This window comes from Ensifer sp. ENS11, assembly GCF_014851895.1.
GTDB lineage: Bacteria > Pseudomonadota > Alphaproteobacteria > Rhizobiales > Rhizobiaceae > Ensifer > Ensifer canadensis.
In genome coordinates this window covers 83,039-102,370 of sequence record NZ_JACVAN010000016.1, presented here as the reverse complement: position 1 = coordinate 102,370, position 19,332 = coordinate 83,039, and the positions used below count along the sequence as shown (strand labels likewise).

Annotated in this window: 7 protein-coding genes and 1 pseudogene; 5 read left to right on the top strand and 3 right to left on the bottom strand. The window is 57.2% G+C overall.

Annotated features, from left to right (window positions below; translation table 11 throughout):
- The first annotated feature begins 6 nt into the window (after positions 1 to 6).
- Together IB264_RS35455 and fic are read left to right on the top strand one after the other, a co-directional pair.
- A pseudogene (locus IB264_RS35455) lies at positions 7 to 268 on the top strand (hypothetical protein).
- 170 nt (positions 269 to 438) lie between these two features.
- On the top strand, positions 439 to 1,536 hold the full coding sequence (fic, locus tag IB264_RS24990; RefSeq protein ID WP_192434318.1) for a protein adenylyltransferase Fic: 1,098 nt from the start codon (positions 439 to 441) through the stop codon (positions 1,534 to 1,536).
- 106 nt (positions 1,537 to 1,642) lie between these two features.
- On the opposite strand, the gene repC is transcribed toward fic, so the two are convergent.
- The 3 genes from repC to repA form a co-directional block, all read right to left on the bottom strand.
- Entirely contained in the window at positions 1,643 to 2,857 is a 1,215-nt protein-coding gene (gene repC / locus IB264_RS24985) for a plasmid replication protein RepC (protein WP_192434316.1), read from the bottom strand.
- Positions 2,858 to 3,039: 182 nt separating this feature from the next.
- On the bottom strand, positions 3,040 to 4,032 hold the full coding sequence (repB, locus tag IB264_RS24980) for a plasmid partitioning protein RepB (RefSeq protein ID WP_192434314.1): 993 nt from the start codon (positions 4,030 to 4,032) through the stop codon (positions 3,040 to 3,042).
- Positions 4,029 to 5,204 (bottom strand): plasmid partitioning protein RepA, encoded by a 1,176-nt coding sequence (gene repA, locus IB264_RS24975; RefSeq protein ID WP_025431067.1) that lies wholly within the window; start codon positions 5,202 to 5,204, stop codon positions 4,029 to 4,031. Before repA ends, repB begins: the two co-directional genes overlap by 4 nt.
- Positions 5,205 to 7,862: 2,658 nt before the next feature.
- On the opposite strand from repA, the gene IB264_RS24970 reads away from it, so the two are divergent.
- From IB264_RS24970 to IB264_RS24960, 3 genes are read left to right on the top strand one after another with little or no spacing between them, the layout of a single operon-like run.
- Entirely contained in the window at positions 7,863 to 16,247 is an 8,385-nt protein-coding gene (locus tag IB264_RS24970; protein ID WP_192434312.1) for a calcium-binding protein, read from the top strand.
- Between the two features lie 10 nt (positions 16,248 to 16,257).
- Positions 16,258 to 17,970, top strand: coding sequence for a type I secretion system permease/ATPase (locus IB264_RS24965; RefSeq protein WP_309141671.1), 1,713 nt, complete (start codon positions 16,258 to 16,260; stop codon positions 17,968 to 17,970).
- The gene (locus tag IB264_RS24960) at positions 17,967 to 19,277 is read left to right on the top strand and encodes an HlyD family type I secretion periplasmic adaptor subunit (protein ID WP_192434310.1); all 1,311 of its coding nucleotides are present in this window, start codon (positions 17,967 to 17,969) and stop codon (positions 19,275 to 19,277) included. The genes IB264_RS24965 and IB264_RS24960 overlap by 4 nt, the downstream gene beginning before the upstream one ends.
- The last annotated feature ends 55 nt before the right edge of the window (positions 19,278 to 19,332 follow it).

The following is a 19,332-nucleotide window of genomic DNA, read 5'->3' as shown; positions in this document are numbered from 1 at the left end:
AGAAAGATGTCCATTGTTGCAGGAAATAGTCCTGCGGCTGTCAACGCCGGCTGAGCAACTAGCGTCCAAGATATCAGACCCAGCCAGCGCTCTCTCTTTCGATGCCTCGGTCTTTTCCTTCTTTTCGGAGGTACACTAAAACCTGCAGGTCTTGTTCCTCGACGAGATGCACGTAGATCCGACCACAGCCTTGGATGTGGCACAAAAATTCTCCGCCCTTGCCGGGTATCCGCTTCCGTTGGCGCGCTCTGGAGTCGCCGCCAGATAATGGCCGAGCTGAAAATAGTCAAAGCTAGATACGGTTGACGTGACGGAACATTATCGATTGAAAGCAGTCAAATATGTCGATAAAATCCGATTTCATCGACACGTTTAGGCGACGTGTCGTCGCCAACGACATATCCGAAGACAAGTTCAGCCGGACCAAAGGAAGTTAGTATGCCGTTCTGGCCCGACCGCCCCTACAACGATCTGCCAGCATTGCCGCCAGGCCAAGACATTGAAACGAAAGTTGTCCTCAAAGCCTGCATTGCCGCGCGCGCAGCTCTGGCGGAACTCAAGGTAGCCGGAGAACTCATTCCAAACCAGTCGGTGCTGATCAATTCTATCCCGTTGCTCGAGGCACAAGCGAGCTCAGAGATCGAAAACATCGTTACGACGACGGATCGCATGTTCCGCTTTGCCGGAGATGCGGGACACTCGCCCGACTCCGCAACAAAAGAGGCTCTGCGTTACCGCACCGCGCTGCACCAAGGCTATCAGTTGCTTAAAGAGCGGCCAGTTTCAACCGCGATGGCAATCGAAGTCTGCCGGACGATCAAGGGAATTGACCTCGACATACGCGCCACGCCAGGAACCGCGCTCTACAACGAGGCCACGGGAAAAGTCATCTACACGCCTCCTGAAGGTCGCGATCTCTTGAGGGAAAAGCTTTCGAATTGGGAGCGTTACATCCACGAGGCCGAAGACATCGATCCTTTGATCCGGCTCGCAGTCATGCACTACCAGTTTGAGGCGATTCACCCCTTCATCGATGGCAACGGTCGAACCGGGCGTGTCCTCAATCTCCTTTACCTCGTCGACCAGGGTTTGCTTAACATACCCGTGCTCTATCTCAGCCGCTACATCATTGGGAACAAGCGAGCCTACTACGATCGGCTCCAGCGGGTGACGACCGACGGCGCCTGGGAGGATTGGATCCTCTATATACTCGCGGGCATCCGCGAAACTGCGGAATGGTCAAACGAGAAGATCCATGCGATCCGCGATCTCCTCGATGAGACAGGCGCGCGGATGCGTCGCGATCTGCCCAAGATCTATTCCCGCGAGCTGGCGGAGGTGATTTTCGTCAACCCCTATTGCCGAATCTCAGACGTCGTTTCAGCCGGCATAGCAAAGCGTCAAGCCGCAGCGCTCTACCTGAAGGCCTTGGTCGATGCCGGAATTCTCACGGAGGTAAAATCTGGCCGCGAGAACCTTTACATCAATCCGGCTCTGCTCGAACTCCTCACCGGAAACGACCGCAATGAAGTCTGATGCTCGTGTCCGGATGCAGGGTAAGGTTCGGCACAGCTGAAAGTGCCGCCTCCCCAAAAGGTGGCATCCACCCGATCCAATCTGGACGATTCGTTCACTTTCTGCGTCACGACGCCTTGCGCCCCGGCGCGCTGTTCGCCCGCATCAACGCCATCAGCACCGGTCCGAGCGAAAACTCCCCTCGCCGCGCCTTTTCCGTCAGGTTTCGCAGATAGCCGCCGGCCGAATTGATGTGCGCTGCTCGCTCCAGGATACAAGCCATCGTCGCGGCCGCATTTTCCGGCCCCATAGCGTCGCAGGCATCCTGATAGGCGCTCGGACTGACGCCAAGCATCGATCGAACCACCACCGCGGCCGCCATCAGCTCGCGCCAGCTCGAAATCGCTCCATCCGGTCCATACATCGCGATCTCCGGGCAGGCCTGCAGCACCATACCCAACGGAAACGCTTTTATCGGCTCATGTTTCGGCTGCCGTTTTACCCCAGGTTTCGCCCCCTGCTCTTTTTCAGAGCTAGGTTCAAGTTCATGGATGGATTCGGTATTTGAATTCTGTATGTGACGCTCAACTGGAGCATCATTGCTGCTCATATTTTCCGAATTCATCTGCGTTTCCAGCAGATTGAGGATCTCGTCCCGCAACATCTCCATTTCGTCGAGGATCCCGACCAGATCACCGATGACAGGCGTGCGCGGAATACGGCCCACGAGCTCGACATACATCGCTTCAATCGCTCCCCAGTCGCCGGAAACACCCTCCTCCATGGCAGCAGAAATGAGCTTGCGAACATCCCGCCGGCAGACAGTGAGCGTCTCTTTGGTCCGACGGAACTGCGCGCGATCGGCGGCCACCTGTTGCGCCATTTGCGCGAGTTCTTCGGCACGGGCGAGCAAGGGCGACAGATCGAAGCCATAGGCATCCTCGACCTCCCCTGCCCGGTCCTTACGAGCGTAACGCTTGCCGTTGGCACTGTCCTTGCGCACGATCAGGCCGGAGTTGACGAGAGCGGCCAGCTGACGGCGCAGCGTGGCGCCAGCAATGCCGTGGGCACGCACCGAGAGCTGTGCGTTGGACGGGAACACGATCATGGCCCGATCCTGCGCCAGCTCGGCTTCCGGATAGAATGTCAAAAGGGCATCAAGAACGGCGAGCGCGCGATCCTGGATACCGAGCAGCGCCCTGGCCTCAGAGGCGTCGCGGAACACTTTCCACTTCTCGACTGATTTGCCTGGCTTGATTTCAGCTGAATTCAGCTGCCTTTTCACCAAGGCAAGCGTCATCGGCCGCCGCCCAAAGGGCGTCGTCACACTTCCAACCTGCATTTTCCTTCACCTCTTAGAAGGCAAAAGAAACCTGCTCACCAAAACGATGCCAAAGACTCTTGACGGGGATTCGTGGAAATGCGATTCTCAGATTGCTACATACGAGAAGGGCTTCCACGACGGAAACGTTTGGGGGGCCTTTTTCTTTTGCGGTTATCCTCCGAATTAAACCTGTACAGCCCTTACTGGCTACTCTGCTGCATGAATTGATCGTGCAGGCTCTCGATTTGCTTCGCAACGAAGTCCACGAACCCAGTAGGAACGGACTTGTTGAAAACAAGTTTTGAGCCGGATTTTCCGTGGCTCACTTGGCCGAGCATCAGACCGTGCGAAACCAGCTCGCCTGCGTCAACTGTCACATGTGATAGTTCTCTCTCGCGGGAAAGCGCTTCCAAGACGCTGGCAAAGCGAAGGTTGCTATCGCCATTGCGGACTTCGTCGTTGCCGAGCGCTTTCTTCGCGGCTTCGAGCGGCGCCGCATGCGCTGACCATTTGGTTTCGAAATCGACCCAACGACGACGGCCGACTTCGGGTGCCGGTCCAATGTCCTGGACGATCTCGCGCGGCAACGCGGTTGCGAGCCGGATCATCTCCGACACATGCGATTTGCCGGTGCTGAGCGACTTGCAGATGATATCGCGACCGTAGCCTGCAACCTCCTGCGATTGGGCAAAAAGGCATCGTTCAATGAATGAGAGATCGTTGCGATTGCTGTTTTCCTCGCCCTGGAGAACGATGGCATCTTCGTCGCTTAAATCTCGTGCGATCGCCTTGAACTTGATGCCGAGAAGCTTCGCCGCAGCAAGCCGCCGCCGGCCGAAGACGATCTGAAACGCCTTGGCCTCCCCTGCGAGCGATCGCACGAGGCCGGGCGTGCTTTGTCCATGCTCTCGCATCGACTGCATCAATTCGGCAATGTTCTCCGCGTCATATGCGGAAGCAAAGCGATCGGGGATCGCCGAATCCAAAATGTCGTCCGGATCAATTTCGATGACCTGGCCGCCGTCCTTGAGCAACCGCTCGGCAAGCTCGCTGCGCTCCTGGATATGGCGCACGCCAGCGGCGACCTTCATCAAATGCGGTGAGGTCGAACGTTGTACCGCGGCTCTGTCTGGCCCATTCTCGAGCTGACCGAGAACATTGGCAAACAGGCCCTTAGAATCCTTTCTGCTCATTCTCTCCCCCAAGCCTTCCAGAAGAGGCTTTCCAGTTCGGCGTTGGCCGCATTGATCGACTCCATCGCGCGGTCGTAGGTTTTCGGCGCTGAGAACCGTGCCCGCTGCACCTCATAGAGGCTTTGCTTCCATGTCAGCGCATCTGCGACGGCAGTCGACTTGATAACGGAATTCAACAGCAGGTCTTCACCAAACACTTGCCGCATCAAGGCGGACATATTTGCCTGCGGATGATCGTTGGGTTCGAACTTGGTGACCAGGAACTTTGCGAAATCCCATTGGGCGGCTGTCCCGACTTCGTCGAGGATCTGCATGTAGGACGCCGCAAGTTCGAGAAACTTCGCCGTCGAGTCGACATCCAGCATGTGTGCGGGAACAGGTATGACGACCCCGGTGGCCGCCGTCAGTGACGACAGCGTAAGAAAGTTCAGCGACGGCGCCGAATCCATCAGGATGAAGTCATAGTCGTCGGCAACCTGGTCGAGCGCTTGGGAAACGCGCAGCAGGAAGCCTGTGCCACCAGCCCGACGCATTTCGAGCGCGACGGCGGTTTCGAACTCGGTGAGTTCCAGACCGGCGCAAATGACGTCGAACCCGGCGATGTGCGTCTGGTGGATGATCGAACTGGTCGGAACCGGTTCGTCAAAGCGGATTGCAGAATAGAGAGTGTCCCCTCCCCTATAATCGAAGTCGGGAAGGTTGCCGTGAAGTGCTGTGAGCGATGCCTGCGGGTCAAGGTCCACGGCAAGCACGCGGTAGCCACGAAGCGCCAGGTAGTGACCAAGATGAATTGTCGTCGATGTCTTGCTCGAGCCGCCCTTGAAGTTAGTGACTGCAATGATCTGGCATTGCTCGTCGCCGGTGCGGCGCGGGTTCATCCATTTCTTGCGCCCGTTGGCGGCGAGCGCGAGACGCAGTTCAAGGACCTGCTCCAGCGTATAAAGGCGGCGGCCGTTGGAGATCTCCGGGGACGGCCCCTGCTCCTTGGCGGCGACTTGGCGGATATAGGCTTCGGTAACGTCTAGGAGGGCGGCAACTTCCGTCGACGTAAACTTGCGCATGCTGCGCCGGGCGTCCGGCGGAAACTGGGCCATGCTCAGATTGTTCAACGCCAGCTCTAGCTTGCTGGAAAAGTTCTCCATGAAAGAGAGGCTGCTGAGATGTCGTGTCATTATGAGAATCCCCGGTGGCAGTTCCGTCACTTAACCGCTCTTGTGGTTAACGTTTAGCTAACAACCACGTAACTACTCGAAAAACCGAAATTTCGGATTTTCTCCGCAACTAACGGGTACTCCGATTCGGGTGACTTCATCAAATAGGGTTGTGGATCGAAGACATCGCGTCTCGCGAGGTTGCCGGCCGGTTCCCCGCGGGGAACTATTGCCGCATGGGCAACAAGGTAGGCCACCAAGGTAGCCGGCACCCCATCAAATCAGCGCGGTCGGTCCTTCGCCCCAATGAACCGTAACGCGACGACCCAATGTGGCGGTCGAGACCGGCCGGCTTCCCACTCAATGCGGAGCTCCCCGTCTCACCTTAAGACAGTGGATCGCAGATGAGGGCGGCACAACTGCAGCCGGAGGTTACGATGCCTCCTACAAGGGGTGCAATCAGCCGCATTTCACGACACACACTGGAGGATGTTCGCAACGGTGCCCCGGTTCCGTTCAGCGATGACATTCCGGATGACTGGGCACCTAACGATCCCGATCACGTCGAGCTTTCGCTGTGTCCGGCGATCGGTTGGGGCATAGCTGACAACTCCACGGTACACCTTGTTACGGACGCTTTGCATCAGAGATGCCAAGTGTTCTATCGCTAGACCTTCAAATGGGCCATCCTCAAAAGGCGAGGGCTTGGAAGACCCTGCCAGTGTACAGCTCAGCGCCTAGGCCGATTGAATCGAACAATAGAGAAAACGCTTCGGGTGGGTTTGCGGAAGGAATGAACTCAACGCGCCATCGGACCGGCTCTCGAGCGGAAGTGTTGAAAGTTCCCCGCGGGGAACAACAGGCGAAGACGGCTCACCATGCCTCGTCTATATATGGGCAACCCAAATTTCCGTCAGGGAACGTTGACCGTTGGCGCCCGGCCATTTCGCATCCGGCACTCACGCGGAGTGATCGAAGTTGCGAAGTTCCCCGCGCGAAACATGATCGCGCGAATGCATGTCGCGCGAGAGGGGAGAGATTGTGGGCAACATAACCGACCATGTGGCCAAGCGGCGCTTTTATCGACATCAATACCGCCGGATACTGGGCATTTGCCTCCGCATCCTGCCTGCCGGACTCCTTCGCCGTCATGGAAAACGATAGTTTGAACACGTCTTACTCGCAGTCCTACTATGCCTCGACATCGAGTATCCACGACTTTCCCAAGCAATAGCGGGACAACTAGTAGACGCAAAGGGGAGCAAGTTTCTGCACTTGGCCCAGCCAACAAGATAAAGCATCCCGCCAATTCCGAAAACTACTAGGGCGCGGAGGTGGACTGTCTGGAGGCGCTTCGCGCGACGTTCGTTTCGACAATCGGCACCGCCCAAGAGGTGGCAGGGAAGCCGATGAAACGGGGAATGCCTTCTAAAGCTTTCGAGCGAGACGTTCGCGGCCAAAACATGGGTTTGTCGGCCACATTGCTTTCTTGCCCGTCAGGAGATGACCGATCCCACGAGTGCGAGTGCCGGATTATCAGGTAACCGCGAACACCACATTGGTCGACTGAGCCCATCCAACGCCACGATGAGGCGGTCAAAGAGCCGACCTCGAAGAGAACCATGACCTTGACCAGCGATACAAGCAGAGCCCAGCTTGACAACCGCCATTAGAGAACTCCTTGGGACATGATCGTCATTCAGCAGCTTCGTAAAGTCGGTTAGCCTCTTCGTCTGCCAAAGGGTCAATGTCGACGGCAGGCGCAGATGTGCAAAGCGGGGAGGGGATCTACAGGATCCCCTCGCCTAAGCCATGACCAAATCAAAAGACGTTGATGGAAACATCATAGGTGCAACACTGCTTCCAACGAGCATATCCGAAGCCTGATCAGGGTGATCGTTCACGACCTTTATGGCCTTATCCGTCGCGAGCCACTGCTCGGACCGAGCTTCAACGCGCACATTGGGCCAGCGCCAGTATTTAACTGGCTTCCCAATTATTCGCTCAGATTTTCTGAAACGACACCTTAAGGCCCCTTAGCTGATCACAGCAAGGTTGTGATAACAAGGCGCGATATCGGACGTGACCAACAACCTTAGTCCATGCCGGGGGGCTTTTCGTGTGGCCGCTATGAGCCTGGTTTCATAGCTCATGAAACCCACCGGCCTCCGTGGACGCGGGGATCTCAAGGTGGACCCCGGAAGCAGTTTCGAAGTGCGTGCCTCGCGAACAGGCGCCGGCGCCACCTTGACGCAAGCCACCGACGCTGGCGAGCGTCAAGTTTGTAAATGATTTTCCCAATTGGCAGCAGGAAGAATGCTGGAATTTCCGACGCGAGGATATGACCAGGATGAACTTTTGACTTGCAAGACGTGCGTTTAAGTCGCTAGATATATTTAGGGTTGTCTTTCTTTTCCGTCACTGTAATCCGGCTTCGGGGGTCAGCTATTCTGCTAACTCGAGAACTTCTATCACTTATATGAAGAGTAAATGCCATGCCATTATCGTTATTGATCGGAATCGTGCTAACTTATATAGTTATTATTTCGTTCAATCTAAGAGATACGCGGATTCACCGCTGGATAAGCCCTACATCAAGGAAAGACTACGTCGGCTATACATTATTGGTGACAATTTTTGTTTTGACAAGCATTGGGATTATTTGGGGGGTATAGGCTCATGGCACAAACCATTGGAATTGGCATTTCCGTTTCCTTCGGGGAGGGCGCTGAAGTTTCAATTCAGCGTTCCTTAGTCCGGGATGGAGCGACCGGAAATTGGTACTTCGTGGAAACCTATTTCGAAGGGCTCAGTGCGGGAGTCGTGCCTCTCGATGGGTCATTTGACCTTTTCGTTTTCGAGCCGGGCATCGGGATATCTGACATAACCGGCGCTGGATCCTACCAGTCTATATCGAGCATTGCCAGCGCGGGCCTCATCCGCAACTCGGATGGAGAAGTAATTGGTGTCCAGGGCGGACTAGTATCAAATCTCGGCTATGGGGCTGGCATAACGAACACCACCGTTACGCCACTCGAATTGGCGGGACAAGCTGTTCTCGAACCAATCAGGACCGCGCTTGTTGCCGCCTTGGTGGGGCTGGCATTGTTCGGGCCGCAAGCCGCTTTGGCGGCTCTGGCTTGGGGTTTCCTAATCTCTCCTTTACTCCAAGTGTTGCGAGATCCACTCGTAATAGATCTGGATGGCGACGGAGTTGAACTTTCTTCCTTGGCAGAATCGAATGTCCACTTCGACTACGATCGCGATGGTTTTGCTGAGAAGACCGGCTGGGTGTCTGCTGATGACGGCATCTTGGTTATCGACTCCAACAACAATAGCTCGGTCGATGGGACCAAGGAGCTGTTCGGCTCGCCGTCGCAGGACGGGTTTGCCGTGCTCGAAACACTCGATGGTGACCGCGACGGCAAGATCGACGAAAAGGATGCAGCATTCGCACAACTTCGCGTTTGGCGCGACCTGGACCAGGACGGTGTGTCCGACGCCGGCGAGTTGATGACGCTTGCCGAGGCTGGCATTGCGTCGATTTCGCTCAACCGTACCGACGTGATCGGCACCAACAATGGCCATGGCATCGGGTTTGAGGCTGGTTTCATCCGCACGGACGGCACTATGGGTTCGGCCCAAACCATCTATTTCGAAACGGATCGACAGAACACTCGAGGCGACAATACGCCGGGCTTCGTCGTGGCGGATGGTGTTAATCTGCTTCCACAGTTGCCGGGTACCGGTCAGATCAATTCGATTGCCTGGAAGGCGACGCAAGACGCTGCGTTCCGCAGCGCATGGACGGCGCTTACCGATCAAGCCTCGACGCTGTCTCTCGATGAACTTCGTAGCGGCTTTGAAAGCCTGCTTCTGAAATGGGCTGGCGTCGACACGCTGGGCGATAACTCCCGTGGTGCCTATGTCAACGCCCAGCACCTCGTCTTTGTCGAGAAGTTTTTCGGCAGCCAGTACCAAGAAATTGGGCGCGGGCAGGAAATCAGCACGTCTCCAAACACCGCAGCCACCGGGTCGGCAATTGAAGCAAGCTTTGATCAGGTCGTCGACACGCTGCTGACGGCGTTCCTCAGCCAGGTTGGCGGAAGCGTGCTGTCACGGGGCGGCGATTTTGACAGCGTTATTTCAAGCCCCTATTTCGCGTACGCTGTGCTCGATTTCTCCAAGCCGGAAGAAGGCAGTGCCCCGACCTATGGCAATGTCGGGCAAGTGTTGACGCTCCTCACGCAACTCTTGCCGCAGGATATAGGCGCTGCAGCGGCATTCCTGGCAAAGGGTTTGGGCGGTCTGGAAGGCGTCGCGCCAACGATATTTGCGGGCAATCGCACAAACTATCTCACAGTTGCCGAGCCCGCATTGGCCGGCCTGTCGAATCCTGTGCTGAAAGAGATCGCGACAGCGATTGTGAAGGGCAACGCCGCTTTTGGCTCGAGCAGTGCTGACGGCCTGGTGCGGATTGAGGGCGACAATCTGTTTGACGCCGGGCGAGGGGAGGACATCCTCATTTCCGGCGTCGGCAACGACATTTTCATCTATCGGGCTGGCGACGGCACAGACCTCATTCGTGACACGTCGACATCGACGGTAGAAATCGACACACTGGTGCTGGCCGACTTGGCAGTTGCCAACTTGGTGTTTGAGCGCGTTGGCGAGACCTTGCGCATTCGCGTTGCAGGCACGGAAGATGCAGTTCTTTCGGAAGGGTTCTTCCGCAATTGGGGTGAAGAGAACCGGGGTATTGACCGGATCATGCTCAAGGACGGCACCTTGTTGTCCCGTGCCGATATCGCAAAGCTGACAACCGCCGTCGGCGATGATCGCAACAATGAAATCCAAGACACCGCGCTTGACGATGTGCTGAGAGCTGGAGCAGGGGACGACAGGATTGTGATCAGCGGTGGCAATGACACCGTGCTCTATGCTGTTGGTGATGGATACGACACAATCGCCGATCGATATTTGTATAGCTCCGGCACGGACACTCTCAAGCTTGTCGGCCTTTTGCCTGCTGATGTCGAGCTTTCGCGCGTCGGTGCAGACCTTGTGATCCTGATCAAGTCGTCGGGAGAATTCGTCAGAAGCGAAGGATTCTTCAATCCGGGACAAACCGCCGGCGAGTTCGGTGATCTTGGTGTGGATCGCATCGAGTTCGAGAATGGTGTTATCTGGAACAAGGCAGCTATTGTTTCCGAAGCCTGGTTGCGCGGCAACGGTGATGCAAATGCCATAGCCGGAACCAAAGGAGATGACGTTCTCGTCGGCGGGCGTGGCAACGACACGCTCGATGGTAACCAAGGCTCAGACCGATACATTTGGAGCGCTGGCGACGGTAATGACAAGATCGTCGACGGTGGAGCGGACGCAACGCCCGCGTCAGATAGCATCGTTCTACAAAACATCCGAAGCGGCGAGGTAGAGCTATTTCGTCGCGGAACTTCGCTGGTTATCAATATCAAGGCGACGGGCGAAACGATCGAGGTTCAGGATCAGTTCTACTCTGTCACAAACATCAAGAACGATTGGAACAAAACCACCCATGGGGTCGAACGCATCGAATTTGCCGACGGCGTGACCTTCAACCGTGAAACGCTCATGAAATCGATCGTAAACGTCGGTTTCGATCTCGATTTCAAATACTGGTTCGAGTGGTTTGGCGGCAACGACCTCCCGTCTGAGTTTTCAGAAGCAGAGGAGCTCGTATTCGCCGATCTCCAGAGTGGAATAGCGGAAGTTGAATCCAGGATGGCCGGCAGTGGCGGCGGCGGCGGTGGTGGCGGCGGTACTGCCTACCGATCGGCTCTCGAGGGGATCTCGTTTGTCGATGAGCTCGGAAGAACCGGCAACTTTTACGACATTCAAGTCATCGTGAAAAACTACGCTAAGCTCGATTCAAGTGGCAACGATATACTCTTCGGTGATGAAAACAACGAACGGATCGGAGGCGCCTACTACAACTCAGCCTCTGAGCAGGGATTGCCCGAACCTGGGACGGCCCAACCAATTCCCGGAAGCCCTGGCGGCAGCCTCGTTGATTTGATCGCCTCTTGGCCGTCGTGGATCAACAATACCGGCCATAACTACTTTGACGGCCGATCGGGGAATGACACGCTGATCGGCGGAGCCGGTCACGACCTTTTGGTCGGAGGCACGGGCAATGACACTCTATACGGCGATTCCGAAACCGAGGTCGGCGACCTTGGATCGGGCCATGATGCCCTTGAGGGCGGTGACGGAGATGACAGACTTTTCGGCGGCGGCGGCAACGACTACCTGAATGGAGGTTTCGGCAACGACCTGGTATCCGGCGGGGATGGCTCTGACACATTGGTTGAATATGGGACTCAGAATGCCAGCAGCGACATCTTTGTGGGTGGACGCGGAGATGACGTCATCGTTTCCGGATTCTTCGTGGGTAACAGCGGTAGCGATACGTTCCTGTATGCCAGCGGTGACGGGAACGATGTGATCATCGAGGAAACGGCATCGACCGCCGAAGTCGATGTTCTGCGCCTCACCGACATCGCGTCGAGCGAAGTGACCTTGGCTCGAGTGGGATACGACCTTGTCGTCCGTGTGACCAGCACTGGTGAAACTATCCAGAGCAATGGCTTCTTTGGCAGGGCCCGTGATTTAGCTGCTTCCGTTGGAATTGACCGGATTGATTTCGTCGATGGCGTTTCGTGGAACAGAGAGGCAATCTGGCAGAGAGCCTGGATCCGTGGCACCGAGGGGCGGGATGCTCTGGTGGCTGACTTTGGTGGTGACGATACATTCATCGGCAATGATGGTGACGATCTCATCATCTCGCAGCAGCGTGGCAGCGATTTCAGCAACGGTAATGACACGTTCATTTATGCTAGTGGCGACGGCAACGATGTCATCAGTGACGCGTACTCCATGGCCTACGAGACTGACACCCTGGTCCTCGTCGACCTCCTGCCGACCGATGTCGAACTGTCGAGGGTAGGGGCGGATCTTCTTATACGAGATCTGAAAACCAATCAGGTCATCACGGCAAGGGACTCCAATCGATGGCAGTCTTCGGACAATAGCTATGGCATCGACGCCATTCGATTTGCCGATGGCACCATGTGGGACAAGCGCAAGGTATTTGAACACGCATGGGTTCGGGGCGGCGCTAGCAATGACTCGATTGAGATCAATGCAAACGGCGACGACGTTTACTTCGGCGATCTGGGAGACGATCGCATAGCTTCCCGAGGCAGGTCAAACGGCAGTGATACCTTCGTTTATCGCCTTGGTGACGGCAATGACGCCATCTATGAAAGCAGCAATAGCACCGCAGAAATCGATACACTGCTCCTTCAAGGTATAAGCATCGAGGATCTAAGGTTGTCCGTTTTGGGATCAGGAATCCTGATCAACATCCTGACAAGTGGCGAAACCATTCTAGACGAACTCTCCTTGAGTGGTGGTTACGGAATCGACAGGATCGTATTTGGAAATGGCCAGTCTTGGTCGCGCAATGAGATCCTCTATTGGGCACAAGATGGAGCGCTCTTCTACCAGGCCAATGGAGCGGCAAATCGGATCATCGGATCACATTTCGACCAACGTCTGGGCGGCGGGGCCGGCAACGATTACATCGACGGCGGCCTCGGAAGCGATCTCCTGTTCGGAGATGGAGGTGATGACACGCTCGCAGTGAGTGTGATGCCCGAAGGAGAGCTGGATACTCTCGACGGCGGAGACGGCGTGGACACTGCGGCCTTCGATCAATTCGGCTCTGGTGTACTGGTTGACCTGGTGGCAAATGGCGGCGAAGCGAGAACGTCCGGAACAGCTTTCGCACCGTCGGCAGACGGGCGTCAGATCGCAACATTATCAAACATCGAGAACGTCGTTGGATCGCAGTTTAACGATCGCTTGCTGGGCGACGCAAACGTCAACAAGTTGTCGGGTGGTAGCGGCGACGACGTTATCGACGGAAGGTCTGGCAACGATACCCTCTTTGGCGAGCTTGGTGACGATGCCCTGCTTGGGTATATCGGCAACGATACGCTGGAGGGTGGGATCGGCGCCGATCGGCTGGAAGGTGGCGCTGGGAACGATACCTACGTGTTCACGTTCGGTGACGGCCACGATGTCATTCTGGAGGCTGATGCGGAAGGCACAGCGGACATCCTGCGTCTGAAAGGTTTGGCGCCTGCAGATGTTACCCTTGTTCGATCTGGCAGCGACCTGTTGGTTTCTATTGCTGATGATGCCGGCGGGTCGATCCGATTGACGGGCAGCAGTGGTGCATTCCGCCATTATGATCAGTACGGCGTCGAGGAAATCGTCTTCGACAATGGCGTTCGATGGGATGCCGCGTACCTTCGCCAGTGGTCGATCTACGCCTCTGCGACCGATGGTGACGACATTCTTGTGGGGACTAGCGCTTCCGGGCTGTTTGGCGGGGGCAAGGGTAATGATACGCTGGATGCCGGCGCAGGCGACGACACCTATGTCTATGCCCGCGGCGATGGCAATGACACAATCACTGAGGGCACTTCTGGCACAGCCGACCAGTTGCTGCTGCAAGGCATCAATCCGTCCGATGTGACGCTGGTGCGCAACGGCGATGACGTCACTCTGGCGATCGCCGAAAGCGCGCCGGGTGCCGGGGACGCCGGTTCGATCCTCATCAAGGCGACGCTCAACGGCGCCGGTGACAGAGGCCTCGAGAAGGTCATCTTCGCCGACGGCACTACTTGGACCAGGTCTGACATCCGCGTCTTGCTGCTGGCGCAAGCGAATACTGCAGGCAATGACGTCATCACCGGCTTCGCTTCCGCAGACGTCATCACCGGTGGACGTGGCGACGATACGATCAACGGCGCAGAGGGCAACGACACCTATGTCTATGCCCGCGGCGACGGCAATGACACAATCACCGAGGGCACTTCTGGCACAGCCGACCAGTTGCTGCTGCAAGGCATCAATCCGTCCGATGTGACGCTGGTGCGCAACGGCGATGACGTCACTCTGGCGATCGCCGAGAGTGCACCGGGTGCAAGCGACGCCGGATCGATCCTCATCAAGGCGACGCTCAACGGTGCCGGCGACAGAGGCCTCGAGAAGGTCATCTTCGCCGACGGTACTACTTGGACCAGGTCTGACATCCGCGTCTTGCTGCTGGCGCAAGCGAATACTGCAGGCAATGACGTCATCACCGGCTTCGCTTCCGCAGACGTCATCACCGGTGGACGTGGCGACGATACGATCAACGGCGCAGAGGGCAACGACACCTATGTCTATGCCCGCGGCGACGGCAATGACACGATCACCGATGGCACCACGGGCGGCACAGCCGACCAGTTGCTGCTGCAGGGCATCAACCCCGCCGACGTGACATTGGTGCGCAACGGTGACGACGTTACGTTGATGGTCGCCGAGAGTGCACCGGGTGCAGGCGACGCCGGATCGATCCTCATCAAGGCAACGCTCAACGGCGCCGGTGACAGGGGCCTCGAGAAGGTCGTTTTCTCCGAAGGCACTACATGGACCAGGGTTCAGTTGAACAGCAATGTCGCTTTTGTCGGTGGCACTAACGGCCACGAAACCATCGTTGGAAGCACTGGCGCTGATGATATCCGTGCCGGCCTCGGCAATGACGTGTTGCAGGGGCTCGCTGGCAACGACACCTATAATTACAGGTTGGGAGATGGCAACGACGTCATTGACGAGGCGACAACCGGTAGTGACGTTGATACATTGCTGCTGGCCAATGTAACTCGTGCGGATGTTTCGTTCGAACGACTCTTCAATGCACTCAATGACGTGATCATCAAGGTCGCTCCGACGGGTGAAACGATCACGCTGAAGAACCAGCTGAATCAGGCGGGTGGCGTCGAGAAAATCGTGTTCGCGGACGGGACCGTTCTTGGTGGTAATGACTGGAGCCTGGACGCAATTTTAATGAACGCTGCGCCCATTCGCGGCACTGCCGGCAATGACACTATTGCAGACACCAGCGGAAATGACACGCTGATCGGAGGAACTGGCAGCGACACCTTCAACAGCGGTGCGGGAAGTGACACCTATGTCTACGCACGTGGCGACGGCAACGATCTCATAAGGGAGAAATCCGGCTCCCTCACGGATGTCGATACGCTTCGTCTGACAGACTTAAACTCCAGCGATGTGACGTTTACGCGATCTGGCGAGACATTGACGATCGGCGTTAACGGCTCAAGTGAATTCATCACGGTCGACTGGCAGTTCTACAAAACAACGGAGAACTGGGGACTCGATCGTATCGAGTTCGCCAACGGCTCGGTTTGGAATCGTGCCCAGATACAGTCAGCCGCGTGGATCCGTGGTACCGTCGGCAATGACACCATCTCAGACACCATCGGAAACGATACGTTGATTGGGGGAGCTGGCAACGACACCTTCAACAGCGGGGCTGGAAGTGACACCTATGTCTACGCACGTGCCGACGGCAACGATCGCATAAAGGAAAAATCCGGCTCCGTGGCAGAAGTTGACACGCTTCGCCTGACGGACCTCAACTCCGACGAGCTGTCCTTTACTAGATCTGGCGAGACAATGACGATCGGCGTCAACAGTACGAACGAAGTCATCACGGTCGATTGGCAGTTCTACAAGACAACCGAGGACTGGGGACTTGATCGTATCGAGTTCGCCAACGGGTCGGTTTGGGATCGAGCCCAAATTCAGTCGGCCGCATGGATCCGCGGGACTGCCGCGAATGACACCCTCGCAGGAGCGAGTTCGGCAGACACGTTGTTCGGAGATGCCGGCAACGACACTCTGACCGGCGGTGCAGCCAGCGACACATTCGTGTTCAAACCAGGCTTCGGCAAGGACACGATCACCGACTTCGTCACCGGTGCTGCAAGTGATGATGTCCTTTCCTTCGATAACGCAGTGTTCTCGACGTTTGAAGCAGTGCTGACCGCTGCTTCGCAGGTCGGCGCCGATACGCTGATCAGCTATGACGCCAACAACACCATCACGCTGAAGAACGTCACTATTGCGAACCTTCACGCCGATGACGTCCGGTTCGTTGCATAGGATCTGACCCGTGGCATCCAATATGATTGATCGGCGGCGACCCCTGGTCGCCGCCGCCTTGCGCTCCACCCGGCAGGCCTTTTTCGGCGTGGCGGCGCTCAGTGCAGTCACCAACTTGCTGATGCTGACCGGACCGCTGTTTATGATGCAGGTCTACGACCGCGTCCTGGCGAGCCGTAGCGTGCCGACACTGGTTGCCCTGTCGATACTGGCAATCGGGCTTTACGCCTTTCTCGGGCTTCTCGAGGTCATTCGTTCACGCATTCTCACCCAGATCGGACAGAAACTGGAGGAGCAGCTGGGTGGCCCGACCTTTGATGCGGTCCTAAAACTGCCGCTCAGAATGTCCAGGAAGGAAGCGATTTCGCAGCCGCTTCGCGACCTCGATCAAATCCGACAGTTCATGAGCGGGCAGGGGCCGATCGCGATCTGCGATATGCCGTGGCTGCCGATCTATCTGGCCATCCTCTTTCTGTTTCATGCCTATCTCGGCTGGCTGGCGGTCGCAGGCGCGGTCTTCCTGATCGTCTTGACCGTAGCCAGCGAGATTGTCTTGCGCGGCCCCATGCAGCGACTTGCCCAGCTCTCATCTGCGCGGGCCGAATTCATCGAAGCTGGTCGGCGCAACGCCGAGGCATTGCAGGCGATGGGTATGAGCGGTGCCTATTCGGCCCGATGGCACGCGACGAATGCAGACTATGTCGAAGAGCAGCGCCAAACCAGCGACGCGACGAGCAGCTTTTCCACCGTTTCGAAGATCTTCCGGCTCGCTCTGCAATCAGCCGTGCTGGCGCTCGGGGCATGGCTGGCAATCTACCAACTGGCATCACCAGGCGCGATGATCGCAGCGTCGATCCTGACGTCGCGGGCACTGTCGCCGATCGAACAGGCGATCGGTCAATGGCGCACCTTCGTCAACGCGCGCCAGGCCCGGCGTCGATTGGAAGACGTGCTCAAGACCTTTGCTGACAAGCGTGAGCCGATGCCGCTCCCAAAACCACAGAAAGCGTTGGATGTATCCAGCCTGATGATTGCGGCTCCCGGAGCCAACGCAGCGATCGTCCGAGACGTTGCGTTCCGGCTTGAGCGAGGGCAGGGGCTTGGGATTATCGGCCCCAGTGGCTCGGGGAAGTCGACGCTTGCCCGTGGCCTAGTGGGCATCTGGCCGGCCATTCGTGGCACAATTCGGTTGGATGGGGCAGAGCTCAGCCAATGGGACCCGGAAGCGTTGGGGCCATCGATTGGATACCTGCCGCAAGGCGTTGAGCTGTTCGACGGCACGATTGCCGAGAACATCTGCCGCTTTGCATCTAATGCCGATCCGATGGCAATCATCGAGGCAGCAACACAGGCAGGTGTCCACGAGCTCGTTTTGTCGATGCCGGAAGGCTACGACACGCGCATCGGGGTAGGGGGTGCAATTCTGTCGGCCGGACAGCGGCAGCGCATCGGTCTTGCCCGGGCACTGTTTGGCAAACCCTTCCTCATTGTCCTTGATGAACCCAATGCCAGCCTCGACGCAGAAGGCGAGGCTGGCCTGACCAACGCTATTATCGCTGCTAGGCAGTCGGGATCGATCGTTGTCGTCATTGCCCATCGGCCAAACGCGCTTGCCGCGGTCGATCAGGTTCTGGTGATGGCGGCGGGCGCCATGGTTGCCTTTGGTCCGCGTGATGAAGTCCTGCGCAAGACGACAGTGCGCGCTGTGCCGGAGAGCGCATGATGAGTGAAGCAACCAGCCGTGCCTCCAAGGCCATCACCCGCTACATGCTATGGGCCGGATGCTCGATCGGCGTCCTGCTCATCGGTGCTGGTGGATGGGCGGCGACCAGCAAGCTCTCCGGAGCGGTGGTCGGCATGGGAACCGTTGTCGTCGAAGGCAACGTGAAACGTATCCAGCACCGGGAAGGCGGCATCGTTGGAGACATTCGCGTACGCGACGGTGCGCAAGTCAAGGTCGGCGATCTCTTGATCCGACTCGACGATACGGTGACGCGTGCCAACCTTGCGATTGTTACCAAACAGATCGACCAATTGAATGCGCGGGCCATGCGTCTGGTCGCAGAGCGGGACAACACAACTGAGATCAAGGTGCCAGCGGATTTGCGAGCCAAACTCGATCAGGCCGAAGTCGCTGATTATGTGCAGTCGGAGCGTGCGTTGTTCGTGGCGCGCCGGCAGACGATCGACGGTCAGAAGGACCAGCTGAAGCAACGCATCGGACAGTTGCAGCAGGAGACCGATGGACTGACGGCGCGGCGCGCGGCCAAGGATGATGAATTGAAGTTCATCGTCCAGGAGCTTACGGGCATTGCGTCACTTCACGACAAGGGCCTGATGCCGTTCTCGCGACTTGCAGAGCTGCAACGCATGAAGGCGCAGCTATCGGGCGAACGAGGCCAGCTCACGGCCGAGATTGCAAGAGCCGCCACGCGGACGACCGAAACCGAGCTGCAAATCCTGCAGCTCGACCAAGATCGTCGATCCGAGGTTCTGACGGAACTGCGGGACGTCGACAATAAACTCGCCGAACTCACCGAACAGCAAGTGACGGCAACCGACCAACTCAAACGTATCGACCTTCTGTCTCCACAGGACGGCATCGTCCATGAGCTGGCGGTTCATACCGTTGGCGGTGTCATCTCGCCCGGCGAGACCCTCATGCAGATCGTCCCCGTCAACGATAGCCTGGTGGTCGAAGCGAAGGTCCAGCCAGCCGATATCGACCAGTTGCATATAGGTCAGGACGCAGTGTTGCGGTTCTCCGCATTCAATCAGCGCACCACGCCTGAGATCATCGGTTCGATTACAACCATCGCCGCCAATCTCAGCTCGAACCCACAGACTGGCGAGACCTGGTACACGGCGCGTGTCCGGATAGCGAAGCCAGAGCTTGCTCGCCTCGGTAGCCTCGTTCTTCACGCCGGCATGCCGGTGGAGGCGTTTATTCAGACGGGCGAGCGCTCGGCGCTCTCCTATCTCGTTAAACCGCTTGCCGATCAAATCGCAAGGGCAATGCGGGAGGATTAGTAGCGCGCGCGGACACAGATGCGTGGCACTCCCAGCGTAGGCGCAGGTGGCCGTT

What these genes read in the sequence shown, in the direction of transcription:
- fic (WP_192434318.1), top strand. Translation starts at nt 439, where the DNA reads ATGCCGTTCTGGCCCGACCGCCCCTACAACGATCTGCCAGCATTGCCG.
- repC (WP_192434316.1), bottom strand. Translation starts at nt 2,857, where the DNA reads ATGCAGGTTGGAAGTGTGACGACGCCCTTTGGGCGGCGGCCGATGACG.
- repB (WP_192434314.1), bottom strand. Translation starts at nt 4,032, where the DNA reads ATGAGCAGAAAGGATTCTAAGGGCCTGTTTGCCAATGTTCTCGGTCAG.
- repA (WP_025431067.1), bottom strand. Translation starts at nt 5,204, where the DNA reads ATGACACGACATCTCAGCAGCCTCTCTTTCATGGAGAACTTTTCCAGC.
- IB264_RS24970 (WP_192434312.1), top strand. Translation starts at nt 7,863, where the DNA reads ATGGCACAAACCATTGGAATTGGCATTTCCGTTTCCTTCGGGGAGGGC.
- IB264_RS24960 (WP_192434310.1), top strand. Translation starts at nt 17,967, where the DNA reads ATGATGAGTGAAGCAACCAGCCGTGCCTCCAAGGCCATCACCCGCTAC.